Annotated in this window: 19 protein-coding genes and 1 other RNA gene; 3 read left to right on the forward strand and 17 right to left on the reverse strand. The window is 44.8% G+C overall.

Annotated elements, in window-relative coordinates; translation table 11 throughout:
* Positions 1-8: 8 nt before the first annotated feature.
* Entirely contained in the window at positions 9-1,322 is a 1,314-nt protein-coding gene (locus H539_RS27700) for a Na+/H+ antiporter NhaC family protein (RefSeq protein ID WP_081415780.1), read from the reverse strand.
* 309 nt (positions 1,323-1,631) lie between these two features.
* On the opposite strand from H539_RS27700, the gene katA reads away from it, so the two are divergent.
* Positions 1,632-3,086 carry a catalase KatA gene (katA, locus tag H539_RS0103485; RefSeq protein ID WP_026692360.1) on the forward strand — a complete coding sequence of 485 codons (1,455 nt, stop codon included), beginning with the start codon at positions 1,632-1,634 and terminating at the stop codon, positions 3,084-3,086.
* A gap of 92 nt (positions 3,087-3,178) precedes the next feature.
* Here the strand turns inward: katA and H539_RS31320 are convergent, their stop codons facing one another.
* The 9 genes from H539_RS31320 to H539_RS0103530 all read right to left on the reverse strand — a co-directional run bounded on the left by H539_RS31320 (position 3,179) and on the right by H539_RS0103530 (position 14,256).
* A complete protein-coding gene (locus H539_RS31320; protein ID WP_155889936.1) occupies positions 3,179-3,334 on the reverse strand; it encodes a hypothetical protein in 156 nt (51 codons plus the stop codon).
* Between the two features lie 83 nt (positions 3,335-3,417).
* Positions 3,418-4,860 carry a DEAD/DEAH box helicase gene (locus H539_RS0103495; protein ID WP_026692361.1) on the reverse strand — a complete coding sequence of 481 codons (1,443 nt, stop codon included), beginning with the start codon at positions 4,858-4,860 and terminating at the stop codon, positions 3,418-3,420.
* A gap of 115 nt (positions 4,861-4,975) precedes the next feature.
* Positions 4,976-5,701, reverse strand: a complete 726-nt coding sequence (locus H539_RS0103500; RefSeq protein ID WP_026692362.1) for a DsbA family oxidoreductase — start codon at positions 5,699-5,701, stop codon at positions 4,976-4,978.
* Between the two features lie 230 nt (positions 5,702-5,931).
* A complete protein-coding gene (locus tag H539_RS0103505; RefSeq protein WP_026692363.1) occupies positions 5,932-7,203 on the reverse strand; it encodes an exo-beta-N-acetylmuramidase NamZ family protein in 1,272 nt (423 codons plus the stop codon).
* 84 nt (positions 7,204-7,287) lie between these two features.
* Complete coding sequence (nagZ, locus tag H539_RS0103510) at positions 7,288-9,363, reverse strand: beta-N-acetylhexosaminidase (RefSeq protein ID WP_155889937.1); 2,076 nt, start codon at positions 9,361-9,363, stop codon at positions 7,288-7,290.
* Between the two features lie 26 nt (positions 9,364-9,389).
* Complete coding sequence (locus H539_RS0103515; protein WP_026692365.1) at positions 9,390-11,066, reverse strand: serine hydrolase domain-containing protein; 1,677 nt, start codon at positions 11,064-11,066, stop codon at positions 9,390-9,392.
* 453 nt (positions 11,067-11,519) lie between these two features.
* A complete protein-coding gene (gene chbG, locus H539_RS0103520; protein ID WP_026692366.1) occupies positions 11,520-12,278 on the reverse strand; it encodes a chitin disaccharide deacetylase in 759 nt (252 codons plus the stop codon).
* A gap of 9 nt (positions 12,279-12,287) precedes the next feature.
* Positions 12,288-13,631 (reverse strand): PTS cellobiose transporter subunit IIC, encoded by a 1,344-nt coding sequence (gene celB / locus H539_RS0103525; RefSeq protein ID WP_026692367.1) that lies wholly within the window; start codon positions 13,629-13,631, stop codon positions 12,288-12,290.
* Between the two features lie 325 nt (positions 13,632-13,956).
* Entirely contained in the window at positions 13,957-14,256 is a 300-nt protein-coding gene (locus H539_RS0103530) for a hypothetical protein (RefSeq protein ID WP_026692368.1), read from the reverse strand.
* A gap of 334 nt (positions 14,257-14,590) precedes the next feature.
* Between H539_RS0103530 and H539_RS0103535 the strand changes: the two genes are divergently transcribed.
* Positions 14,591-14,791, forward strand: coding sequence for a cold-shock protein (locus H539_RS0103535; RefSeq protein WP_026692369.1), 201 nt, complete (start codon positions 14,591-14,593; stop codon positions 14,789-14,791).
* Between the two features lie 52 nt (positions 14,792-14,843).
* On the opposite strand, the gene H539_RS31325 is transcribed toward H539_RS0103535, so the two are convergent.
* The 7 genes from H539_RS31325 to H539_RS0103565 form a co-directional block, all read right to left on the reverse strand.
* Positions 14,844-15,002: a hypothetical protein gene (locus H539_RS31325; RefSeq protein WP_155889938.1), complete on the reverse strand. Its 159-nt coding sequence runs from the start codon at positions 15,000-15,002 to the stop codon at positions 14,844-14,846.
* 17 nt (positions 15,003-15,019) lie between these two features.
* Positions 15,020-16,465 carry an N-acetylglucosamine-specific PTS transporter subunit IIBC gene (nagE, locus tag H539_RS0103540; protein ID WP_026692370.1) on the reverse strand — a complete coding sequence of 482 codons (1,446 nt, stop codon included), beginning with the start codon at positions 16,463-16,465 and terminating at the stop codon, positions 15,020-15,022.
* 236 nt (positions 16,466-16,701) lie between these two features.
* Positions 16,702-16,896, reverse strand: a non-coding RNA gene (ssrS, locus tag H539_RS30595) — 6S RNA.
* A gap of 13 nt (positions 16,897-16,909) precedes the next feature.
* A complete protein-coding gene (locus H539_RS27705) occupies positions 16,910-17,158 on the reverse strand; it encodes a hypothetical protein (protein ID WP_051348426.1) in 249 nt (82 codons plus the stop codon).
* Positions 17,159-17,270: 112 nt separating this feature from the next.
* The gene (locus H539_RS0103555; protein WP_026692372.1) at positions 17,271-17,759 is read right to left on the reverse strand and encodes a CcdC family protein; all 489 of its coding nucleotides are present in this window, start codon (positions 17,757-17,759) and stop codon (positions 17,271-17,273) included.
* Positions 17,760-18,041: 282 nt separating this feature from the next.
* Positions 18,042-18,401, reverse strand: coding sequence for a response regulator (locus H539_RS0103560; RefSeq protein WP_026692373.1), 360 nt, complete (start codon positions 18,399-18,401; stop codon positions 18,042-18,044).
* A gap of 237 nt (positions 18,402-18,638) precedes the next feature.
* Complete coding sequence (locus tag H539_RS0103565) at positions 18,639-19,346, reverse strand: cytochrome c biogenesis CcdA family protein (RefSeq protein ID WP_026692374.1); 708 nt, start codon at positions 19,344-19,346, stop codon at positions 18,639-18,641.
* Between the two features lie 214 nt (positions 19,347-19,560).
* Here H539_RS0103565 and H539_RS30600 point away from each other — a divergent pair, with 214 nt between their 5' ends.
* The gene (locus H539_RS30600; protein WP_081415778.1) at positions 19,561-19,746 is read left to right on the forward strand and encodes an aspartyl-phosphate phosphatase Spo0E family protein; all 186 of its coding nucleotides are present in this window, start codon (positions 19,561-19,563) and stop codon (positions 19,744-19,746) included.
* Positions 19,747-19,755 lie beyond the last annotated feature (9 nt).

Raw genomic sequence — 19,755 nt, forward strand, 5'->3', positions numbered from 1 at the left:
AAAGCGTTTCAGCCCCGGGAAATGGGGACGGATCCCACTTCCCTTTTCCCCTTCAAGGAGAGCACGATCGATAAGATCGGAAGGATCCAGAGAAAGACTGCATAAGGCAGGTATGCACGGAGGGGGACATTCAGGACGGTGCTGCACATGATGGCCAGTACACTCCAGGGAACCATGGCCGGGAAGAGCATGGTAGTGTCCCCCATCAGCCGAGAAAGGCGGGCTTTGCCATAGCGGTTCTGCCAGTGGGGAAGGAAGGATCTTCCTGTCAGAATGATGGGCAGGGTCTGGTTTGCAGCGATACAGGATATAAGCAGGGACAACGCGACAACTTTTAAACTATCAGTAAAGTATGTTTTCGAGGCCTGCAGCCATTTATCAAGATACGGCTGTATCACATTCATTTCATCGAGGATTCCATTATAGGCTCCCGCGAAGACAATGAAGATGAGCAGCCAGTACATATGGCTCAATCCCCCGCCTAAGCCTTCGATCCCAAACCAGCAGCCCTTAACGATTGCAATGAACGAAACACCATTTATTAAGGCAATGACAGAAGCGGCAGCAATTCCTGCCATAAAGGCCTTGACAATCCCAGCCCTGAATAGCACTATAGCCATCAAAACTAGAGGCGGCACAAAAGGAAGGAAGGAAAGCTTCCCTGTATGGTGATCAATAGACAAGGTATGCTGGATGCCCCACTTCATATCCATCCCCGCATAAAACAGGATCCCTCCTGATACAGCCAGGAGAGTGGTAAAAAACATCGCCCTCTGCTGATCTCTGACCGATATTTCAACTGTGTGCGACAGGAGCTGGTGTGCGCTTGAAAAGGGAGAAGTCCGGTCCCCCACAAAGGCACCTGAAATAAGCGCCCCAGCTGTTATAGCAGCAGGCAGATGAAGAAGAAGCGCTGAACTGATGATAGGAACCCCTATCGCACTCAGGGTTCCGACAGAGGTACCGAGCAAAAGCGAAAATACCATGGCCGCTATAAACGTTAAAACAAAAAAATGCCCGGGGGTAATCGATTCCAGCGTCACCGCTACCATCTGGGAGATGGTACCCGACAGCTGCCAGGAAGGCAGGAGAAAACTGACGAAAAGCAGAATCAAAATGACCACCCTGGTTTTGGAAGCACCTCTCACACACATGGTCAGAATTTTCCCCGCCCCGGCATTTTTCTTTAAAGTAAAGAAAATTAATGCCGCAAAGCCTGGCAAAAACCCAAGTGCAAGGGGAAACTTGCCGATAACAGAGGCAGCTACCCCCGCCAGGGTGATAAAGATTACTAAAAATACTTCCGTTCCTCTAAACTCCATCTCTTCATCTCCTGAAAAGCATTTAAACATCTTCATTCTATTATAGTTCCAGACCTCCAGAGACTAAAATCTTTTTCGCAAAAATTCTAAAAGTTGCAGGAATGATCTTCGATAACTAGAAGTAATATTAGAACTAATCGACCGTACTCTTTCATAAGAACGATCCTCCACCCCCGCTTTGTAACACCCAGCCCTAAAAAAACATCTCCATTTTAATTATAATTATTATAAATAAATATTGATTTTTAAGTGAAAAATGCTATCATTTATCCATAGCACAAAAAAACAGATAAAGGCGGGGAATGTGAATTGAGTACAAATAATAGACTGACAACCAGCTGGGGAGCACCAGTCGGTGACAATCAAAACTCTCAGACTGCGGGACAGAGGGGCCCTACATTAATTCAGGATGTTCATCTCCTGGAGAAGCTTGCGCACTTTAACAGAGAGCGTGTGCCTGAGCGGGTTGTCCATGCAAAAGGTGCGGGTGCACATGGGTATTTTGAAGTAACCAATGATATGTCAAAGTATACAAAAGCGAAGCTGTTTCATTCTGAAGGAAAACGTACACCTATGTTCATCCGTTTTTCTACAGTTGCCGGTGAACTGGGTTCTGCAGATACAGTACGCGACCCAAGGGGCTTTGCTGTCAAGTTTTATACCGAAGACGGAAATTATGATATCGTCGGCAACAATACACCGGTATTCTTTATCCGGGATGCCATTAAATTTCCTGATTTTATACATACACAAAAAAGAGATCCCAGAACACACTTGAAAAATCCTGACGCGGTGTGGGACTTCTGGTCCCTTTCACCTGAATCCCTTCATCAGGTGACCATCCTCATGTCTGACAGGGGAATTCCTGCGACCCTCCGACATATGCACGGCTTCGGGAGCCATACCTTTAAATGGGTCAACGAGCAGGGGGAAGGCGCATGGGTTAAATATCACTTTAAAACCGAACAAGGTATCAAAAACCTGGATGTAAATCTTGCCGCACGGCTTGCAGGAGAGAATCCGGATTATCATACAGAGGATCTGTTCAACGCGATCGAAGCGGGAGATTTCCCTGCATGGAAGCTGTATGTGCAGATCATGCCGCTTGAGGATGCAAATACCTATCGTTTTGATCCGTTTGATGTTACCAAGGTCTGGTCCCAAAAAGACTATCCGCTGATTGAAGCAGGCAGAATGGTCCTAGACCGCAATCCAGAAAACTATTTTGCTGAAGTCGAGCAGGCTACCTTTTCTCCTGGAAACCTTGTTCCGGGTGTCGAAGTATCTCCTGATAAAATGCTTCAAGGACGTTTATTTGCCTACTCTGATGCCCATCGTTACCGTGTCGGGGCCAACCATAATTCACTGCCGATCAACCGGCCGAAATCAGATGTGAATAATTATCAGCGTGACGGACAGATGCGTTTCGATACCAATGGCGGAGGTTCTGTCTATTATGAGCCGAATTCCTTTGGAGGGCCGGCCGAAACTCCTGAAAATAAGCCAGCGTCATTTGAGGTGGCCGGAGCAGCACAGAGCGTTCCTTATGACCATAATGATCATTATACCCAGGCTGGAGATCTCTACCGCCTCATGAGCGAGGACGAAAAATCACGATTAGTGAACAATATTGTGACTGCGATGACGCCTGTGTCCTATGATGAAATCAAACTCCGCCAGGTGGAACACTTCCGTAAAGCAGATCCTGAATTTGGAGAGAGAATTGCTGAAGGTCTTGGCATATCTCTCACTCAAAACATCTAATTTATTCTCAATTAAATATTTTTATTATCAACTAAAAAAGGATCTGCCCTGTAATTGGGCGGATCCTTTTTGTAGAGCAGACTGGCTTCCTTCTATGATTCTTGGGAAGGTTCATTTTTCCTCGTAGGGTTTTCAGCAGTCCCCGGGTCAAAAGCCGAGATGTCATATCCTTCCGGAAGCTGCTCTGCCCTCTCAATTTTCGTCCCCAGCGTCTGCTGGTACGATACCGGACGTTTTTCTTTTCTCATTGCGGCACCTCCACTCCTAGTATCCCCTTTCCTCTGGAGTTTGATTAACATTTACACAACTCCCTGTTTAATGTTCCGTGGAATTACTTTTTGGCGATATGAACCTTAAGAACTTTTCCCTTTACGGTCCTGTTTTTCATTTCCTCAAGGACTCTCTGGCCCTTCCCGTTTAAAATGTCCACAAAGGATGCCTGCTCCTGGATGGAAATGATCCCAATATCCTCTGCTGTAATGCCGGGAATGCTGGTTATCGTTCCCACAAAATCGACCGGACGGATTTTTTTCTTTTTACCGCCATTAAAATACAATTTACTGATATTTTTATTTATTTCCTCGTCTCTGGCCTTTTTGATATCCGGCCTTGCATATATTTTTTTCTCAAAGGAAGCTCTTTTTCCAGCAGCCTGTTCTTCTGTTGGAGCTTCCATCAATGGGATGGAGAAGCCTATATACGCTTCAATATCTTGAAGAAATGGTTCCTCACCGGGATTTACAAAGGTAAAGGCCTTCCCTGACCTTCCGGCACGGCCTGTCCGGCCTGTGCGATGCACATAGCCTTCCGTTTCCATAGGAATATCATAATTCACCACCATGCTGATATTCTCAATATCAAGCCCTCTCGCAGCTACATCCGTCGCCACCAGATAGCGGAAAAGACCGAGTTTAAAATCATCCATGACCGCAAAACGGTCCTCCTGTCTCATGCCTCCATGCAGCATATCCACTGGATATCCCTCAGATTCAAGACGGTCATATAAGGTTCCTACTCTTTCCTGGGTGCGGCAGAAGATGATGCAGCTATCGGGATTTTCAAGGACGGTAAGATTCTTCAAAATAGAAAGCTTCTCATCCTGCTCTGTCCTGATAAAGGCGTGCTCGATCGATGGTACTGTAAGAGAAGCCTCCAGCTCAATTTTCAAGGGCATATGCATATAATCCCGGCTTAAGCTTTCAATATCGGGCGGGATCGTTGCTGAAAAAAGCATGTTTACCCTGCTTTCTGGAAGATAGGAAATAATGCCCTCCACTTGATCAATAAAACCCATATTAAGCATTTCATCTGCTTCATCAATGACAAGATGAGACAAATTCTCCATCCTTAATGTTCCTTTTTGAAGATGATCCAGAATTCTTCCCGGTGTACCTACGACTACATGGTTTTTTTGCTTTAATTCAATCTTTTGCTTTTCAAAGGATGCTTTCCCATATAAAGCGAGGGCCTTCACACGCTTAAAGCGGCCGATACGGCTGATTTCCTGCTGCACCTGGACGGCAAGCTCCCTTGTAGGAGTCAGGACCAGTGCCTGTGGTTTATTTTCTTCCCACCGAAGACATTCACAGATTGGAATGGCAAAGGACGCCGTTTTTCCGCTTCCGGTCTGAGACTTCACTACTAAATCCCGCTTTTCCATGGCAGGCGGAATCACTTTTTCCTGAATTTTTGTCGGACTCGTATAACGCAGCCCCTCAAGCGCCTTTAGAATTTCTGGGCTGAGGCTGTAATTATTAAAGCTTGTTTTGCTCATGAACTACCCTCTTCTACTAAATAATGATATCATTATACCCTAAAATGCACACAGCACATCTTACTCTAAAAATTAAAAAAGACAGGAAATGACAATCCATTTCCTGTCTTTCTTCTTAGTCTTTCGGCACTGAACAAGAATCATCCGTACAGCTTGCATCAAGGGCATCACTGCCTGACAGATCCTGAAGCTTCACGGCTGGATTTTCCTCCTGCCATACTTTAAGAAGTGCGTTATCAAAGGTTTCCTTTGGCTGTGCACCAGAAATCGCGTACTTTTGGTTGATCACAAAGAAAGGCACGCCCGTTACTCCATACTGCTGGGCAAGGGCTTCATCAATGCGGACATCGTTCCTGAAAGCGGCAGGATCATTCAATGCACCCGCGGCCTCCTCCCGATCAAGTCCCGCTGATTCGGCAATATCAGCAAGGACCTCCGCATCCCCAAGATCCCTGGATTCAGTGAAATAGGCAAAAAGAAGTTTTTCTGTGACCTCTGCTTCCTTCCCTTTGGATTTCGCAAACTTGGCCAGCCTGTGAGCATCGAAAGTGTTCGTCGGCTTCATTCCTTCAAAATGATAGGTCAAGCCCACACTCTCTGCCTGTCTGCCAACCCCGGCATTCGCTTCCTTAGCCTGTTCAACGGTCATGCCATATTTTGCGGCAAGGGTTTCGTGAATGGAACGTCCCATATATTTTTCAGCGTTTGGATCCAGCTCAAAGCTCTTGAATTCCACTTCCACGGAATCGCTGTATGGAAAATCAACCAGCGCCTGTTCAAGCCTTCGTTTTCCTATATAACAAAATGGACATACAAAGTCAGACCATACTTCTATTTTCATAAAAAACACCCCTTTTTTCTAACTAAAGACCTATCATAGCACATTGATTGTAAATCCACATTTCTAGTGCTTATGGTTCCTCACCTAAGACAGAGCAGCTAAGCCCTCATGTGCTCCCTGCTCCCTTACGGTTATTATAAGGCCTCTTAAATATATATGTAAGAAGCTTGTATACAATCTTTTTTAAAAAAAGAAGGATTTCCTGATGTAAGGAAACCCTATTTCCTGTATTACTTATAAAGTAAATATTTTTTTCGGATTTTCATAAAATTATCCAATCCGCCCTGCCATTCTGCTTTCATTTCTGCCACAGTTTTTCCTTCCTCTATGCCTTTTCGGATCAAGCCGCTGCCAGTCAGGTTATCGAAATAGGATATATTATTTGCGGCCGGTGTTCTGAAGGCAAACTGTCCTGGATACATATCGTGGATTGTCTTTACAATCTGAAGTCCAGTTTCAAACGATTTATAGTATCTCCGATCGGTCACATGGATCTGGATTCCGTGGGTCAGGAGATTGACATGCTTGGAAAAAGTCGGGATGAAGGAAGCAGATCTGAACTCCACTCCAGGAAGATCCAGCGCATTCAATGTATCGGCCAATTTATCTCCGTCAATAAAGGGAGCGCCAATGAGTTCAAACGGCTTTGTTGTGCCTCTTCCCTCGGAGATATTCGTTCCTTCGATCAAGGCTGCTCCAGGATATACTTCCGCCGTGTCAAGAGTCGGCATATTCGGTGAAGGAAGCACCCATTGAAGAGGAGTATTATCATAATACATTTCCCGCTTCCAGCCTTCCATTTTTACAACGGTAAGATCCGCCCCTATGCCGAATTCCTTGTTGAATAAATCAGCCAGCTCTCCGACCGTCATCCCATGACGGACCGGTATCGCGTATTCCCCGATAAAGGATGAATACTTTTCTTCAAGCACCGGGCCTTCCACTTTTTCTCCGCCTAGAGGGTTCGGCCGATCAAGAACAATGATGGGAATGTGATTTTCCTTGGCAGCCTCCATCGCAAGGGCCATGGTATAGATATAGGTATAATATCTTGCACCGGCATCCTGGATATCGAACACAAGGACATCCACATTCTTCAGCATTTCGGAAGTAGGCTTCTTCGTTTTTCCGTATAAGCTGTAAACCGGAAGACCCGTCTTTTCGTCTGTATAATATTCCACATAATCTCCTGCCTGGGCACTTCCTCTCACTCCATGTTCCGGACCATACAGGGCTGTAAGATTGACATTAGGATTTTTCCAAAAAAGATCCACAATGCTTGTCAGCTTTTGGTCCACTCCAGTTGGATTTGTAATCAGGCCTACCCTTTTTCCTTTAAGAAGATTTAATTTATCCTGGAGCAGCACCTCGACTCCAAGCCTGAATTTGGTATGTTTCTTCAATGTTCCCCTCTTGCTGTAGCTGTCGTTATCTGCCATGGCAGCAGTAATGGAAGAGCAGGCAAGCAGAAAAATGAGAATTCCCGTAAGCCATTTTCTCATGATAAGGCCCTCCTTAAATTTGGTCGGTTAATCACTTCATAAAGTTTAGGGAAGCTGGCCCTCTAGAAAAGGCCAGCCCGTAAATTAGTAGCTTAAACCATGGCCATACCCGTACAGGATCCCTCCAGCTCCATCATAAATTGTGACAGGCAGTTTTCCTGAAGGGTGATTTTCTCCAAAAATAGTATCGACAGAAGCCTCAAAGCTGGCCGTCCTGAAGCCATATTGGGCGATATAAGCATCCACATCGGGATATGCCATGATATCATAAGGATTCCTGATTCCAATCGCGATGACAGGTATAGTTCCTGAGACCAGCTGGCCCGCCAGTTTCATCTGGTCACTCTGCGGCGACCTTCCGGACACTGTTGAAGTTACCGTGCCTAGGATGATATATTTAGCATCCGAAATGGAAGACAACTGTGCCTGGGTCAGCGGCTTGGAAGCTGAGATAACGGTTACATTGTCATGATGCTTTTTCACTTGTGCCTCAAGGTCAGCAAGATAAGAGCTGCCCACGACCGCTATTTTATCCTCTTTTGCTGCTTTTACAGGGAGCACGGAGTTGTTCTTAACAAGGGTGATTGATTTTGCGGCTGCTTCTTTTTCGACCTGCTTATGTTCAGCGGATCCCACCACTTGCTGTGCATTTTGGACGATCTCTGAAATATTCCCTGCCTGCTCAGTTTGAATAATGCCCCTGTTAATTTTGAGAGTAAGCAGTCTCTCCACAGACTTCTCAATTCTTTTCTCGGGAATCTCCCCTGAACGGACCGCCTTATAAAGGCCTTCTGCCACCTCTTTTAATCCGACCGGCATCAAAACTATATCGGTTCCAGCCTTAACTGCACGGATGGCGGCGTCTACCGGACCGAAATGATCACTGATGGCCTGCATATTCATCGCATCTGTGATGATAACACCTTTAAAGCCCATATCCTCTCTCATCAGCCCTGTTAAAACCTTTTCCGAAAGAGTGGCCGGAATGGAGATCTCCGTGCCATCCTTTTTAGAAATGGCTTTAGTACTGTCAATCTTAGGGAAGGTTACATGCGCCGTCATAATAGCATCAATTCCGGCATCCATGGCCTGCTGGAACGGGTAGAGCTCCACCTTTTTCAGCCGTTCCAAATCATAAGGAACCTCCGGGAGCCCGAGGTGTGAATCCACAGCTGTATCGCCGTGGCCAGGAAAATGCTTTCCGGTTGCGGCAATGCCGCTTTCTTGAATTCCTTTTACATATGCTTTCCCCATCGCAGCCACAAGGGCCGGGTTTTCACCAAAAGATCTTACGCCAATAACCGGGTTATCGGGATTATTGTTCGTATCCAGCACTGGAGCAAGGTTCATGTTAATTCCAAGCGCCTTAAGCTCTTCCCCGATCACTAATCCTGCTTTTCTAGTTAGTTCCTCACTCCGCGCAGCACCTAGTGCCATATTGCCCGGCATGTCTGTACCCGATTGAAGCCGGGTAACGATCCCTCCCTCCTGGTCGATCGCCATCAGCAGACCATACTTTTCAGAGGCTTCCTGATAAGCATGCACAAGCTTTGCTGTCTGTTCCGTCGTCACCACATTCTCCCTGAATAAAATGACTCCGCCAAGATGGTAATCCTTTACCTGCTGCTCGATTTCCGGCAGCATGTCTGTTACAGCCTTTCCATTCCATGTCCGATAGTCAGGCATGAGCATCTGGCCGACTTTTTCCTTCATGGTCATATGGCTGATGGCATTTGAAATGACGTTATACCGGGAATAGGATTTCCTTTTTACCTGGATCTTTTCTGCTGCATGATCATTAAATTGGATAGCGATTCTGTCGCTTTTCCTTCCATCAGTCACTGTAATGAACGTATTTCCGTTATGGCCTTCCAGGGTGACGATTCCATTCTCATCCACAGAAGCTACATTCTTATTGGTGGATTTCCAATATAAATGCTGCTCTTGCTCAGTAAAGTGCCCGTCCTTGTAGATATGCAGGGCATTTAAATCCAGCTTATTGTTGGTAAAATTCTTGCTGACCTGGGGAATATTCAGGTCAATAACCAGGTCATTGATTCCGGTATCCTTTGTTTCAGCTGCTTGAACCGGCAGAACCCCGATCATAAGGGCTGCCGCTGCTGCAGAAGCAGCAAGAATCTTTATCCTCTTTTTCATCATTTTAAAAACCTCCCGCCACAGATTTTTTAATAGTTCCTTGTCTGCCAATCATTCGATGAGAAGTTCAGCTTTTTATGATCAATCTCGGCATCCATTACATACCATCCCCGTCCATTCACGGATCCGTCCGTCTTGTAAACAAAACGGATCTTTTCTGTTCCTTGGGGCAGGGTGAGCTGCTTTTTCTGCCAGCTGCTGCTTGTCCCCGTCACTTCATAAAGGCTCTGCCAGCTTCCGTCCTTCCATATTTCCACTTTCCCTGTATCTGCCCCATTTTCGAGACTGTACCAGGTTGAGAAGGTTAATTGTACAGCCTTTTTAATATGGACCTCTGCTTCCATTGCTTTGTTAAGGTTATCTCCATAGCCGGAAAACCAGGCAGCCTTCCTTCCAGGTATTGAAACCGGGATCGAATCCGCTACCTGCCTCGCGAACAGCCTCCGTGTCTGATTGGTTGAGACCGTATTACGTGAGGGATGAACTCTGTTTGTCAAAAGAATCGCAATCGTTTTCTGGCTCGGGCTGACCACGATGGAGGTTCCGGTGTAGCCGGTATGGCCAAAGCTTGCAGAATCAGATAAGGCATCCATATACCATCCCTGCCCCAGCTCCCAGCCTAATCCATGATCATTTCCTGGAAATGCAGCATTTTGGTTTTCCAGAAGCAGCTTCACCGTTTCAGGTTTTAGGATCTGTTTTCCTCCATACCTTCCATTATTGATAAAGATATAGGCAAACTTTGCAAGGTCTTCGGCAGTTGAGAAAACACCTGCGTGGCCAGCCACTCCGTCAAGGGACCATGCATTCTCATCATGCACCTGACCCCATACCAGTCCTCTTGCCGGTGTTTTCTGGTATTCCGTTGCGGCAATCCGGGCTTTAAGGGATGCGGGCGGATTATACATGGTATCCTTCATTTTCAGCGGTCCTGTTATATATTCCTTTACAAAATCATCAAGTCTCTTGCCTGACAGCCTCTCTACAATCGCCCCAAGCGTGATCATATTTAAATCACTATAGGTATAAACAGTTCCGGGCTTATTAAGGAGGGGCTGTTTAAAAACAAGCTGGAGCCTGTCTTCCCGTGATGCTCCCATCGTGTAAAGGGGAATCCAGGCTGTAAAACCGGATGTGTGAGTCAGAAGCTGCCTTATGGTCACCTGGCTCTTTCCACTCTGGGCAAACTCAGGGATATAGTCAGCAACAGGAGCATCCAGGTTAATCCGGCCCTTTTCATAAAGCATCATGATGGCGGTTGAGGTAAAAATCTTGCTGATGGAAGCAAGGTCGAAAATCGTATCCTCTTTCATCTTAACCGGCTGATCCATTGGCGTTAATGAATCATCCTGGTATTGCGCGGCATACCCGTAAGCATCCTGCTTTACAATATGTCCTGCCCTGGCAACTAAAGCAACAGCTCCCGGCATGACCTTTTCAGAAATAGCCTTATTCAGGATGCCATCCAAATCATTCAGCGGCTTTTCAACCATTCCAGCACTCCTTGGCGAACCCGGATGAAGGACACCCGGCATCGGCAGTATTTGCGAATCCCATGAAAAAACCGGGGAAGGCGGCAGAGACTCATCCGTGCTTTTGTGTACGGCTTTTTCCATCGAGACGGGAGATTCTCCGCTTGCTGATGCTATAGAACTGCCTAATAGGACCGAACTGATGGATGAGAACAAAATGATATTTTTTTTCATAGTGCCTCCTAAACTACAAATAGTCTGAATTTAGCAAACGACATTACTTGACATCGTTTACATATTATTACAAGACTATATGATGATAGATTAAGCCGTCTATGCCGCCTAAGCCCTATCTGGCATTTATCTTATGCTTTTTCAGGGTTGTTAGTCTGAGTTCGAAAGTAGCATTTTTTGAAACAACCCAATATTATAATGCTCCAATAATAATTTAACAGTGAAAAAAGCAGAGGCTGATTGGAACGGAGGGACCTGCTCGTACCTTCCGTACCTTTCTGCCTGTTTACCAAAATAGTAAGTACGCAAACTTACTGAAAACTAAAAAGAGCCTGCTGCAGGAACAGGCTCTAGGCTGCAAATTATGTTCACTCGTTAAATTCCCAAAACATTTGGTATACATATACTTCCGAATCCCCCTGTTCAGCTGGGGACAGGATCCATAAACAGTCTTTAAGCGTAAGCCTGGCCGCCGATATAGGCATAGGTAACAAGCTCTATATTCTTCGCCCCGAGATAGGGTTTCCAATCTTCACGGGTCAATATGGAAAGTTCCCTTACCCGCTGAACATTATAGGAGCTCCCAGACAGGATTCCTTCATCAAGATAAGCTGGATGGGTCATGATTTCGGCCGTTTCATAGCTCCGGGTTTTTTCCAGGACTTCCTTCAGCCTGTCTGACGATAAATCGTCTCCATAGAAATCAGGGCTGAAATATTGAACTCCCGGATGGACAGGATCGCTGCCCTCTAATAGATCCTCAGCCACAGGACGATAAGGAATAGCATACTTGGCTGCAAGCCTTGAAACGATTCCAAAGGTTTTTTCATATCCATGGATATGATGGTGGCTGTCAAAATGGGTAGGCTTTATTCCGAAGGAAATCACTTTCTCTATTTGTGCGGAGAGTTCCCTTTCTATTTCTTCCGGATTACCGCTTGAAACAATTTCTGAAGCTTTTAAGAAAGTTCCCCTTTCATCCATCAGAGAATGGACGTTGTCACAGACAGGGGAACCACAGTCAAGAACAAGATGGACCCCAACTCCCAGACCAGGGTTTTCAAGGGCCAGCGCTGCCGCATGGGCAGCTCCCGGCATGTTGGCCATAAGTGTGGCTGACGTCACAATTCCATTTTGATAGGCTTCGATTATCCCCAGATTCACTCCTTTTGAATATCCAAAATCATCTGCATTGATAACGACCTTTACCATAATTTCCTCCTATGCCTGAAGCTTCTTAGCAGCAGTAATGTCCAATGCTCCCTGTTCTTCAGCGTATTTTTGATTATCCCAGATCCTAAAGAATGGATAATAAATTCCAAATGCCAGCGCAAAGTTAATCAATTGAAGTACAGCTCCTGATATCTTCCCTCCTGCTGCGAGATATCCCCCGATGATAGGCGGCATTGTCCAAGGCACCGCAATTCCTGCGGGCTTTGCCACAAGGCCGGTCCTCATCGCTATATAGGTTACAATGACCATCACCATCGGTGTCAGGATGAACGGCACAATCATTAAGGGATTCATCACTATAGGCATCCCAAAAGTGATCGGTTCATTGATATTAAACAGCCCCGGCCCGATGGCAAGGCCGCCAAGCTGCTTCATCTGCCTGCTCCTCGAACGCAGGACCATGGCAATCACCAGCGCCAGGGTTGCACCGCTTCCGCCGATGTATATAAAAATATCAAAGAACTGCTGGGTAAAGATATTGGGCAGAGTCTGATCAGCCTGGAAAGCAACCCGGTTGGCATCCATGGCGGACAGCCAGATCGGGCCCATGACTCCTCCCACGATGGAAGCTCCATGAAGGCCGCAGGACCAGAGCAGCTGGATCAGGAATACGGCAAAAAGGCTTCCTATCAAACTGCCTCCAAGTATGCCAAGAGGTTTTCCAAGCAATTCACCAACAATATTATGCAGGCTTTCAAAACTTGTCTGTTCCACGATCAATCGAAGAATCCATATAAGTGCGATTACGGCAAATCCCGGAATGAGGGCTACAAATGATTTGGCTACAGCCGGCGGAACACCATCAGGCATTTTAATGATGATATTTTTCTGGATGATAAAGCGGTATATTTCCGTTGAAAGCATGGCAATCAGCATGGCCACAAAGAGCCCCTTGCTTCCCATGAGGGCTGAAGGAATCGCTCCGCCTACCATTACTGCTTTTGAGGCTCCCTCAGGAGTGAAAGGCACCTGGTACGGAGTTGCCAGCAAAAAAGCGGCAACAGAGATGGCTCCGGCTGTCAGCGCATCCACATTATATTTTTCGGCCAGCCTGTACGCAATGCCAAATGCGGCAATCAGCGCCATGATATCGAACGTTGCACCCACCGGGTATGTAAGCTTGGTCAGCCAGGCATCCCCAAATATTCCAGCCATAAAATCTGCGTATCCTGGAATCGGAAGGTAGCCAAGAATCAGGAATAACGATCCAACAATAATCAGGGGCATAGTCAGAATAATTCCATCACGCAAAGCTTGAAGGTGCCTCTGTGCGGCAATCCTTCCAGCAGCAGGCATGACACGATACTCCAGAAAATCATTCAACTTGCTCATTTGCTCACTCCTTTATTTTCCTGTTAATTGCACTGCAATCTTACGTTAATTCCCCTGATGCATGCTGCCCGGCTGCCCCTGCCCCGCTTTTACGAATTTAGAAGCAGAGAGTGTTATTTGTGTCCGCCTTGGGATCTCCTCCCTTCACCATTTCGTTAAGTTGTCAAAATTTTCTCTCTTTATTAGATTTTATATTGAAAGCGTTTGCAAGTACAGATAAATTTTAATCTTTTTCCATTGTTTTTAGCCAGAAATCCCTCTTTCCTCAACACTGTCTCTATAAAGCAACATTGATTGAAATAGATATAAAAAAACCCCCTCTGTATCAGAAGGAGTCTGGAAACCGCTTCATAAAATAGTGAAGCAGCTCCTCCCTGCTGTCTTGAAAATACGTACAAAGCTGATGGCCATAAGGTGCCGGGTAAATGGTTTTATTGCACAGCCTGCAGGGTTCCTTTTTTGAAAAATGATGCTTTACATGAAGCGGAAAAGGGTCCTTTCGATTCCCTGCCATGAAATGAAAGGCCTGGCCTTCAATCGAAAAAAATATATCATACCCGTCAAAGCCGGAATTTTCATTAATTTTTACTGAATTCATATCAGGATTAAAGATGGTCCCTGCCATTGCCGTTCTCCTCCTAATAATGTTTTTGTCATATATATATAGAAAAGTATATACCTATCTTTCGAATTGGACACGTATTATTGATTAAAAAGGACGTAGTAAGAAATAAGCAAAAGGTCCGTTGCCCACTGTAAAATCAGGACAAAATTACCATTTTTTTATGCACCGAGTTCGTTTTTAATTTCATTTGTTGCAAAATGGAGCGCTTTCTGTTATTCTTTAATAGAATTATTTTTGTTCGTACATAAGATTGATAAGTTTTATAGCTTTCTGTCTTGGATCAGAGCAAGGATAGTAACACAATGTATGCAAAGCATACGGGGAGGCAACACACATGGAACAAGGTAAAGTAAAATGGTTTAACGCAGAAAAAGGTTTTGGATTCATCGAGCGCGAAGGCGGAGACGATGTATTCGTACACTTCTCAGCTATCCAAGGAGACGGCTTCAAGACTCTTGAAGAAGGTCAAGACGTTTCTTTCGACGTTGAACAAGGTCAACGCGGACCACAAGCAACTAACGTTGTAAAATTATAATATTTGTACAACATACAATGGACAGGTTCTCTTTAGAGCCTGTCTTTTCTTTTTACAGGGATCGTCTTCCGGCAGCTGGTAAGTCACGGAGTCTTGCCAGGACCAGTTTGGAAAGAAGCTCTGTATTACGGGTGACTGCGATAAACGGCAAAAAGACTGCAGGGAAAACACGATTCTCACCGCGCTTATCTGCAGTCTGGTAACTACTCATTCTAAGAATCTTTGATACTACTTTCTAATCTTATCAATTTCATCCGCTACAAATTGAACCGAAGTTCCCACAATAACCTGAATGCTGTGAGGCCCGACTACATTGATTCCTGGAACGCCTGTGGATTTAATTTTTTCTTTATCCACTGTATCCATATCTTTGACTTCCACCCGCAAACGGGTTACACAGTTGTCTACAGATGTAACGTTCTCGTCTCCCCCAAGTCCCTCATAAATGCGGGCAGCCATGATGGCAAATCTATCATTACCCGCCGCTGTCGGTTCTGCAGCATCTGCAGCTTCAGCTTCCTCCGACCGTCCAGGAGTGGATAAGTTGAACTTCGTGATCAGGAATCTGAACAAGAAATAATAAATCACAGCAAATACCAGACCCTGTACAATCAGCATATACGGCTTATTGGCCAGAGGGAGCCTTGAGCTGAGTACGAAGTCGATGAAACCTGCACTGAACCCAAATCCTGCCGTCCAGTGGAATAGAGATGCAATCGCTAAAGAAATTCCTGTCAAGACCGCATGGACCACATATAGCGCCGGTGCAGCAAACATGAATGAAAATTCAAGCGGCTCAGTGACTCCGGTAAAGAAGGATGCGAACCCTGCTGCAAGCATGAGGGAAGCCACCTGTTTTTTCTGTTTGGTTTTTGCGGTATGATACATGGCCAGCGCCGCAGCAGGCAGGCCGAACATCATCACAGGGAAGTATCCTGCCTGATACATGCCTGTAACCCCTTTTGTACCTTTCCCGGCCCAGAAGTTTCCGATGTCATTAATTCCAGCGACATCAAACCAGAATACCGAGTTCAGTGCGTGGTGGAGTCCCGTTGGAATCAAAAGCCTGTTGAAGAATCCATATAATCCTGCGCCTGCAAAGCCCATTTTACTGATTGCCTCTCCGAATGAAACCAGAGCCGTGAAGATCGCCGGCCATACAAAGAGCATAACCAACGAAACAACCAGCATGGAAACGGCTGACATGATTGGGACAAGGCGCTTTCCGCTGAAAAACGCCAGTGCGTCGGGCAGTTTAACATGGCTGAAGCGGTTGTACATCATGGAAGCGACGAGCCCTGATAAAATACCCACAAAAGGATTTTTAATCTTTTCAAATGCAGGGTTTACATCCCCAGCCTTGATGCCCTTTAACATCGCCACACTATCAGTTGATAAAATCGTAGTAATGACCAGGAACGCCACGAGCCCGGCTAGCGCAGCGGAGCCGTCTTTTTGCTTTGCCATTCCAAGGGCGACACCTACAGCAAAAAGAATAGGCAGATTATCGATTATGGAAGATCCTGCTTTGATCAAAAAGGCGGCAACAGAGTTTTCAGCCCCCCACCCAGTTGGGTCGATCCAGTAGCCAATCCCCATCAGGATGGCTGCAGCAGGGAGCACTGCAACCGGCAGCATCAATGACCTGCCGATCCGTTGTAAATAATTCATCATATTAGATTTCCTCCTGTAACTTGCTTAATGCACTGTCAATCCTGCAGTCTTATCGCTCCCTCCTTTACCATGTTGATTGAATCGAAGCCATTTTTTAATACCAGCCTGGTGGAAAAAATTACGAATAAGAACCAAAAGTGGGATAGGCTTCCTATTTTCATTATAGTTGCTAAGTTTGCAATTATTCAATATGTCAGTTAATTTTACAAAAAATAAAAACCAGTCCGGAGACTGGTTTTTTAGCCGCATATGCCGTTTCTAATAAGAAAGTTCTAAACCACCACTCCTCAAAGTGGGTGTTTGCAGAAACGATCCTGTATGTCCTTCCGGTCGTATAGACGAAGGCCTGCCATTCCTGTTTCAATATAAAACTCCCTATTACAGCTTAAAGGTTAAAACTTTATTATGAATATCGCACAAAGCAGCTTATGAATATATTCTATGCTAAAACGCGGGAATAATCAATGGAAATGCCTGGAGGTAAAAAATAAAAAAGGAATCATTTCTGCTCTGCGGCGGCAAATGATTCCTTTTCTTATATTTTTTCTCCAGCTTTGTTATTCTTTCACGTTTTGTTGGTGTCCATTTTGTGATGGGCGATATTCCGCACCAGTCTGTTCTGCTGTTTATTGGATTTCTATGCCCTTCCCTGACTTTTTTGTCCCGGATTTTTCGAGCTCTGCTCTTGGCCATACTTCATGCCTCCTTATGGTATCTTTCTTATTCTATTCTTAAACTTTAAAAACGGCTATAAGAAGAGGGCTCTTATCCCGGGTATCGTACAAAGGATAAAAACCCTGGTGGATCAGTGAGCTGTTTTGGGAGGAAGATTCCCTGCCAGCTTTTCACGAAACTTTTTATATTGCATATACATGGCAACTCTCCATGGCAGAATCATGCTGAATGCCAATAGAAAGAACATGCCGCTCAGCTGTCCAACTTCAATGGTGCTGCTTAGTATCACTTTGGCAGCGATTCTTATGATCAATAATCCTACGAGGATAAAGATAAACGCCTTTGATCTTTTTAGATAGATCTCATTGTCCCTGATCTCAAAGGTCGACGTTTTGATTAATAATATAGAGAACAATAATCCGGCAATAACGGTTTCCAATATTTCTGAGTGGGTCACTCTAAACACAGGACTAAAATACATAAATGCTCCTGTACTCATAAAGATGGGAGGCAAAATAATCTTTCTGCCGGATACCGGCCGTTTAGCAGCCTTCATCCGTACGATGATCACAAAAGATGCCATTACCGCAGCCAGGATAGTTGAAATAATGATCGTCAAGATTTGTTCCACCCTTTACAAAGAAAGTTCTTCCTATTCTCTATATTATATTTCCTGCTGAAAAAATCAAGCTTGGACGGAGGAGATTTTTTCGAATGACTCGAGGATGTCTGTTCGCAGGTCAATCAGGAGTCTCACACCTTTCGCTCCAAACAACATGTTGTAACCATTGAAACCATGCCTCATAAAATTTTTGTAAGAAGCAACTTTTTAGAAAAAGGCAAAAATAAAGAGCCAGTCCCCCTATATGAAACTATGCTCCTTTTAATTTTAGTATGCCAGTCAGTTCAAAACCCGGTTAACAGCTTCCATGACCCGTGATTCGTCAAATGGTTTAACAATAAAATCCTTCGCACCTGCTTCAATGGATTCCACCACCATTTTCTGCTGACCCATTGCAGAACACATAATAATTTTCGTCTCGGGACAGTCTCTCCTTATTTCCCTGACCGCTTCAATCCCGCTCATTTGCGGCATGGTAATATCCATGATCACCAAATCGGGACGGAGTTCTTTCGCAAGCTTTACTGCTTCAGGGCCGTTTTCTGCTTCGCCTGCAATCTCATGGCTGGCATGCACTAAGATAGCAGAGAGAGTCATCCTCATAAATTTTGCATCATCGACTACTAAAATTCTAGCCATTTTTCGTTCCTCCCCCATATAGCAAAGCCTGGAGCTTTTTCTATTATTTAGTAAGATATACTTTAACTATATCGGACTTTTTGACTATTTTCAATTCCTTTGATGAGACAAAAGACAGGACTGTTTTCGCAAACTTAGTTGCTTGGGTACAAGGTGGTTGATTTCCCCTCATAACTCTTTCTTTAAAAAAACAACATCTTTAGAAAAGAGCCAAAAATATATTTCCCTTTAAAAAAATTAAAAGCCCTGAAAACCTCCAAACACTCCTGAAAGGAAGGATGTCAACCTGGTCATCCAGTCGAAAAACAGTACGATTCCCATAAAAATCATGATAAGCCCGCCCGCTTTGACAATCACAGGGCTGTGTTTCTTCATCCATTTCATTCGTCCTATAAAGAAGGATAAGATAAAAAACGGAACTGCAAAACCAAGAGTGTACGACAGCATATAAATGACACTTGATTCAGGATGTGTACCCGCCAGGCCAAGGACTGTCATTAAAATAGGTCCGGTGCATGGCGTCCACCCGGCAGCAAAGGCCAAGCCGATCAGAACAGAACCTGCATATCCTCCTGGACGGTTTTTAAATTCGAATCTACGTTCTGCCATCAGGAATTTGAACTGAACGAAGCCCGCAATGACAAGGCCGAAAAATACCATTAGAATGGCTCCGAGCTGCCGGATTAAATCCTTATATGCATAGAAAAACGAGCCAATCAGCGTGGAGCCATACCCCAGCGCAACGAAAATAACAGAAAAACCTGCTAAAAAGAAAAGGGTATGCAAAAAGCTTCGCTTATTATACATTCCTTTGTCCGTTTTAAGTTCACCGACGCTCATGCCGGTTATGTATGATAAAAAAGCTGGATATAATGGCAGGCAGCATGGAGAAACAAAGCTTAAAAAGCCTGCCCCGCCGGCAATCAGAATATTTACGTCGCTCACTGTACCAACTCCTATGTATTTTTAATCCCTGCAAACCAATTTTAACGCATTGAAATTTAAATGGACACTCCTATTACTACTCCTTCTTCAAGGATTTCAATCATATAACATTTTTTATTTTGAAATTGAGATGTTTTGTTTGAATTTATTTCCATCCTGTTTTATACTTTTTTATACTAATACATTTCTTGTTTGTTAGAAAGGATTTCCAATCGTGAGAAGAGATGACCTTTTAACTCAAATAGAACAAAAAAGGACTGAAATGATCTTTACCGCCGCAAAGTATGGTCTTTGTTCTGTTCCAGCCTTGAAAAGAAGCCAGGAGCTGGACAGACTGTTGAATCAATACAGCCAATACACTTTAAAAAGCAAATTGCAGACTGCCACTTCCTTCCTATAAAAAACCGGC

Origin of the sequence: Peribacillus kribbensis DSM 17871 (assembly GCF_000430765.1) — a bacterium.
GTDB classification, from domain to species: domain Bacteria; phylum Bacillota; class Bacilli; order Bacillales; family DSM-1321; genus Paraperibacillus; species Paraperibacillus kribbensis.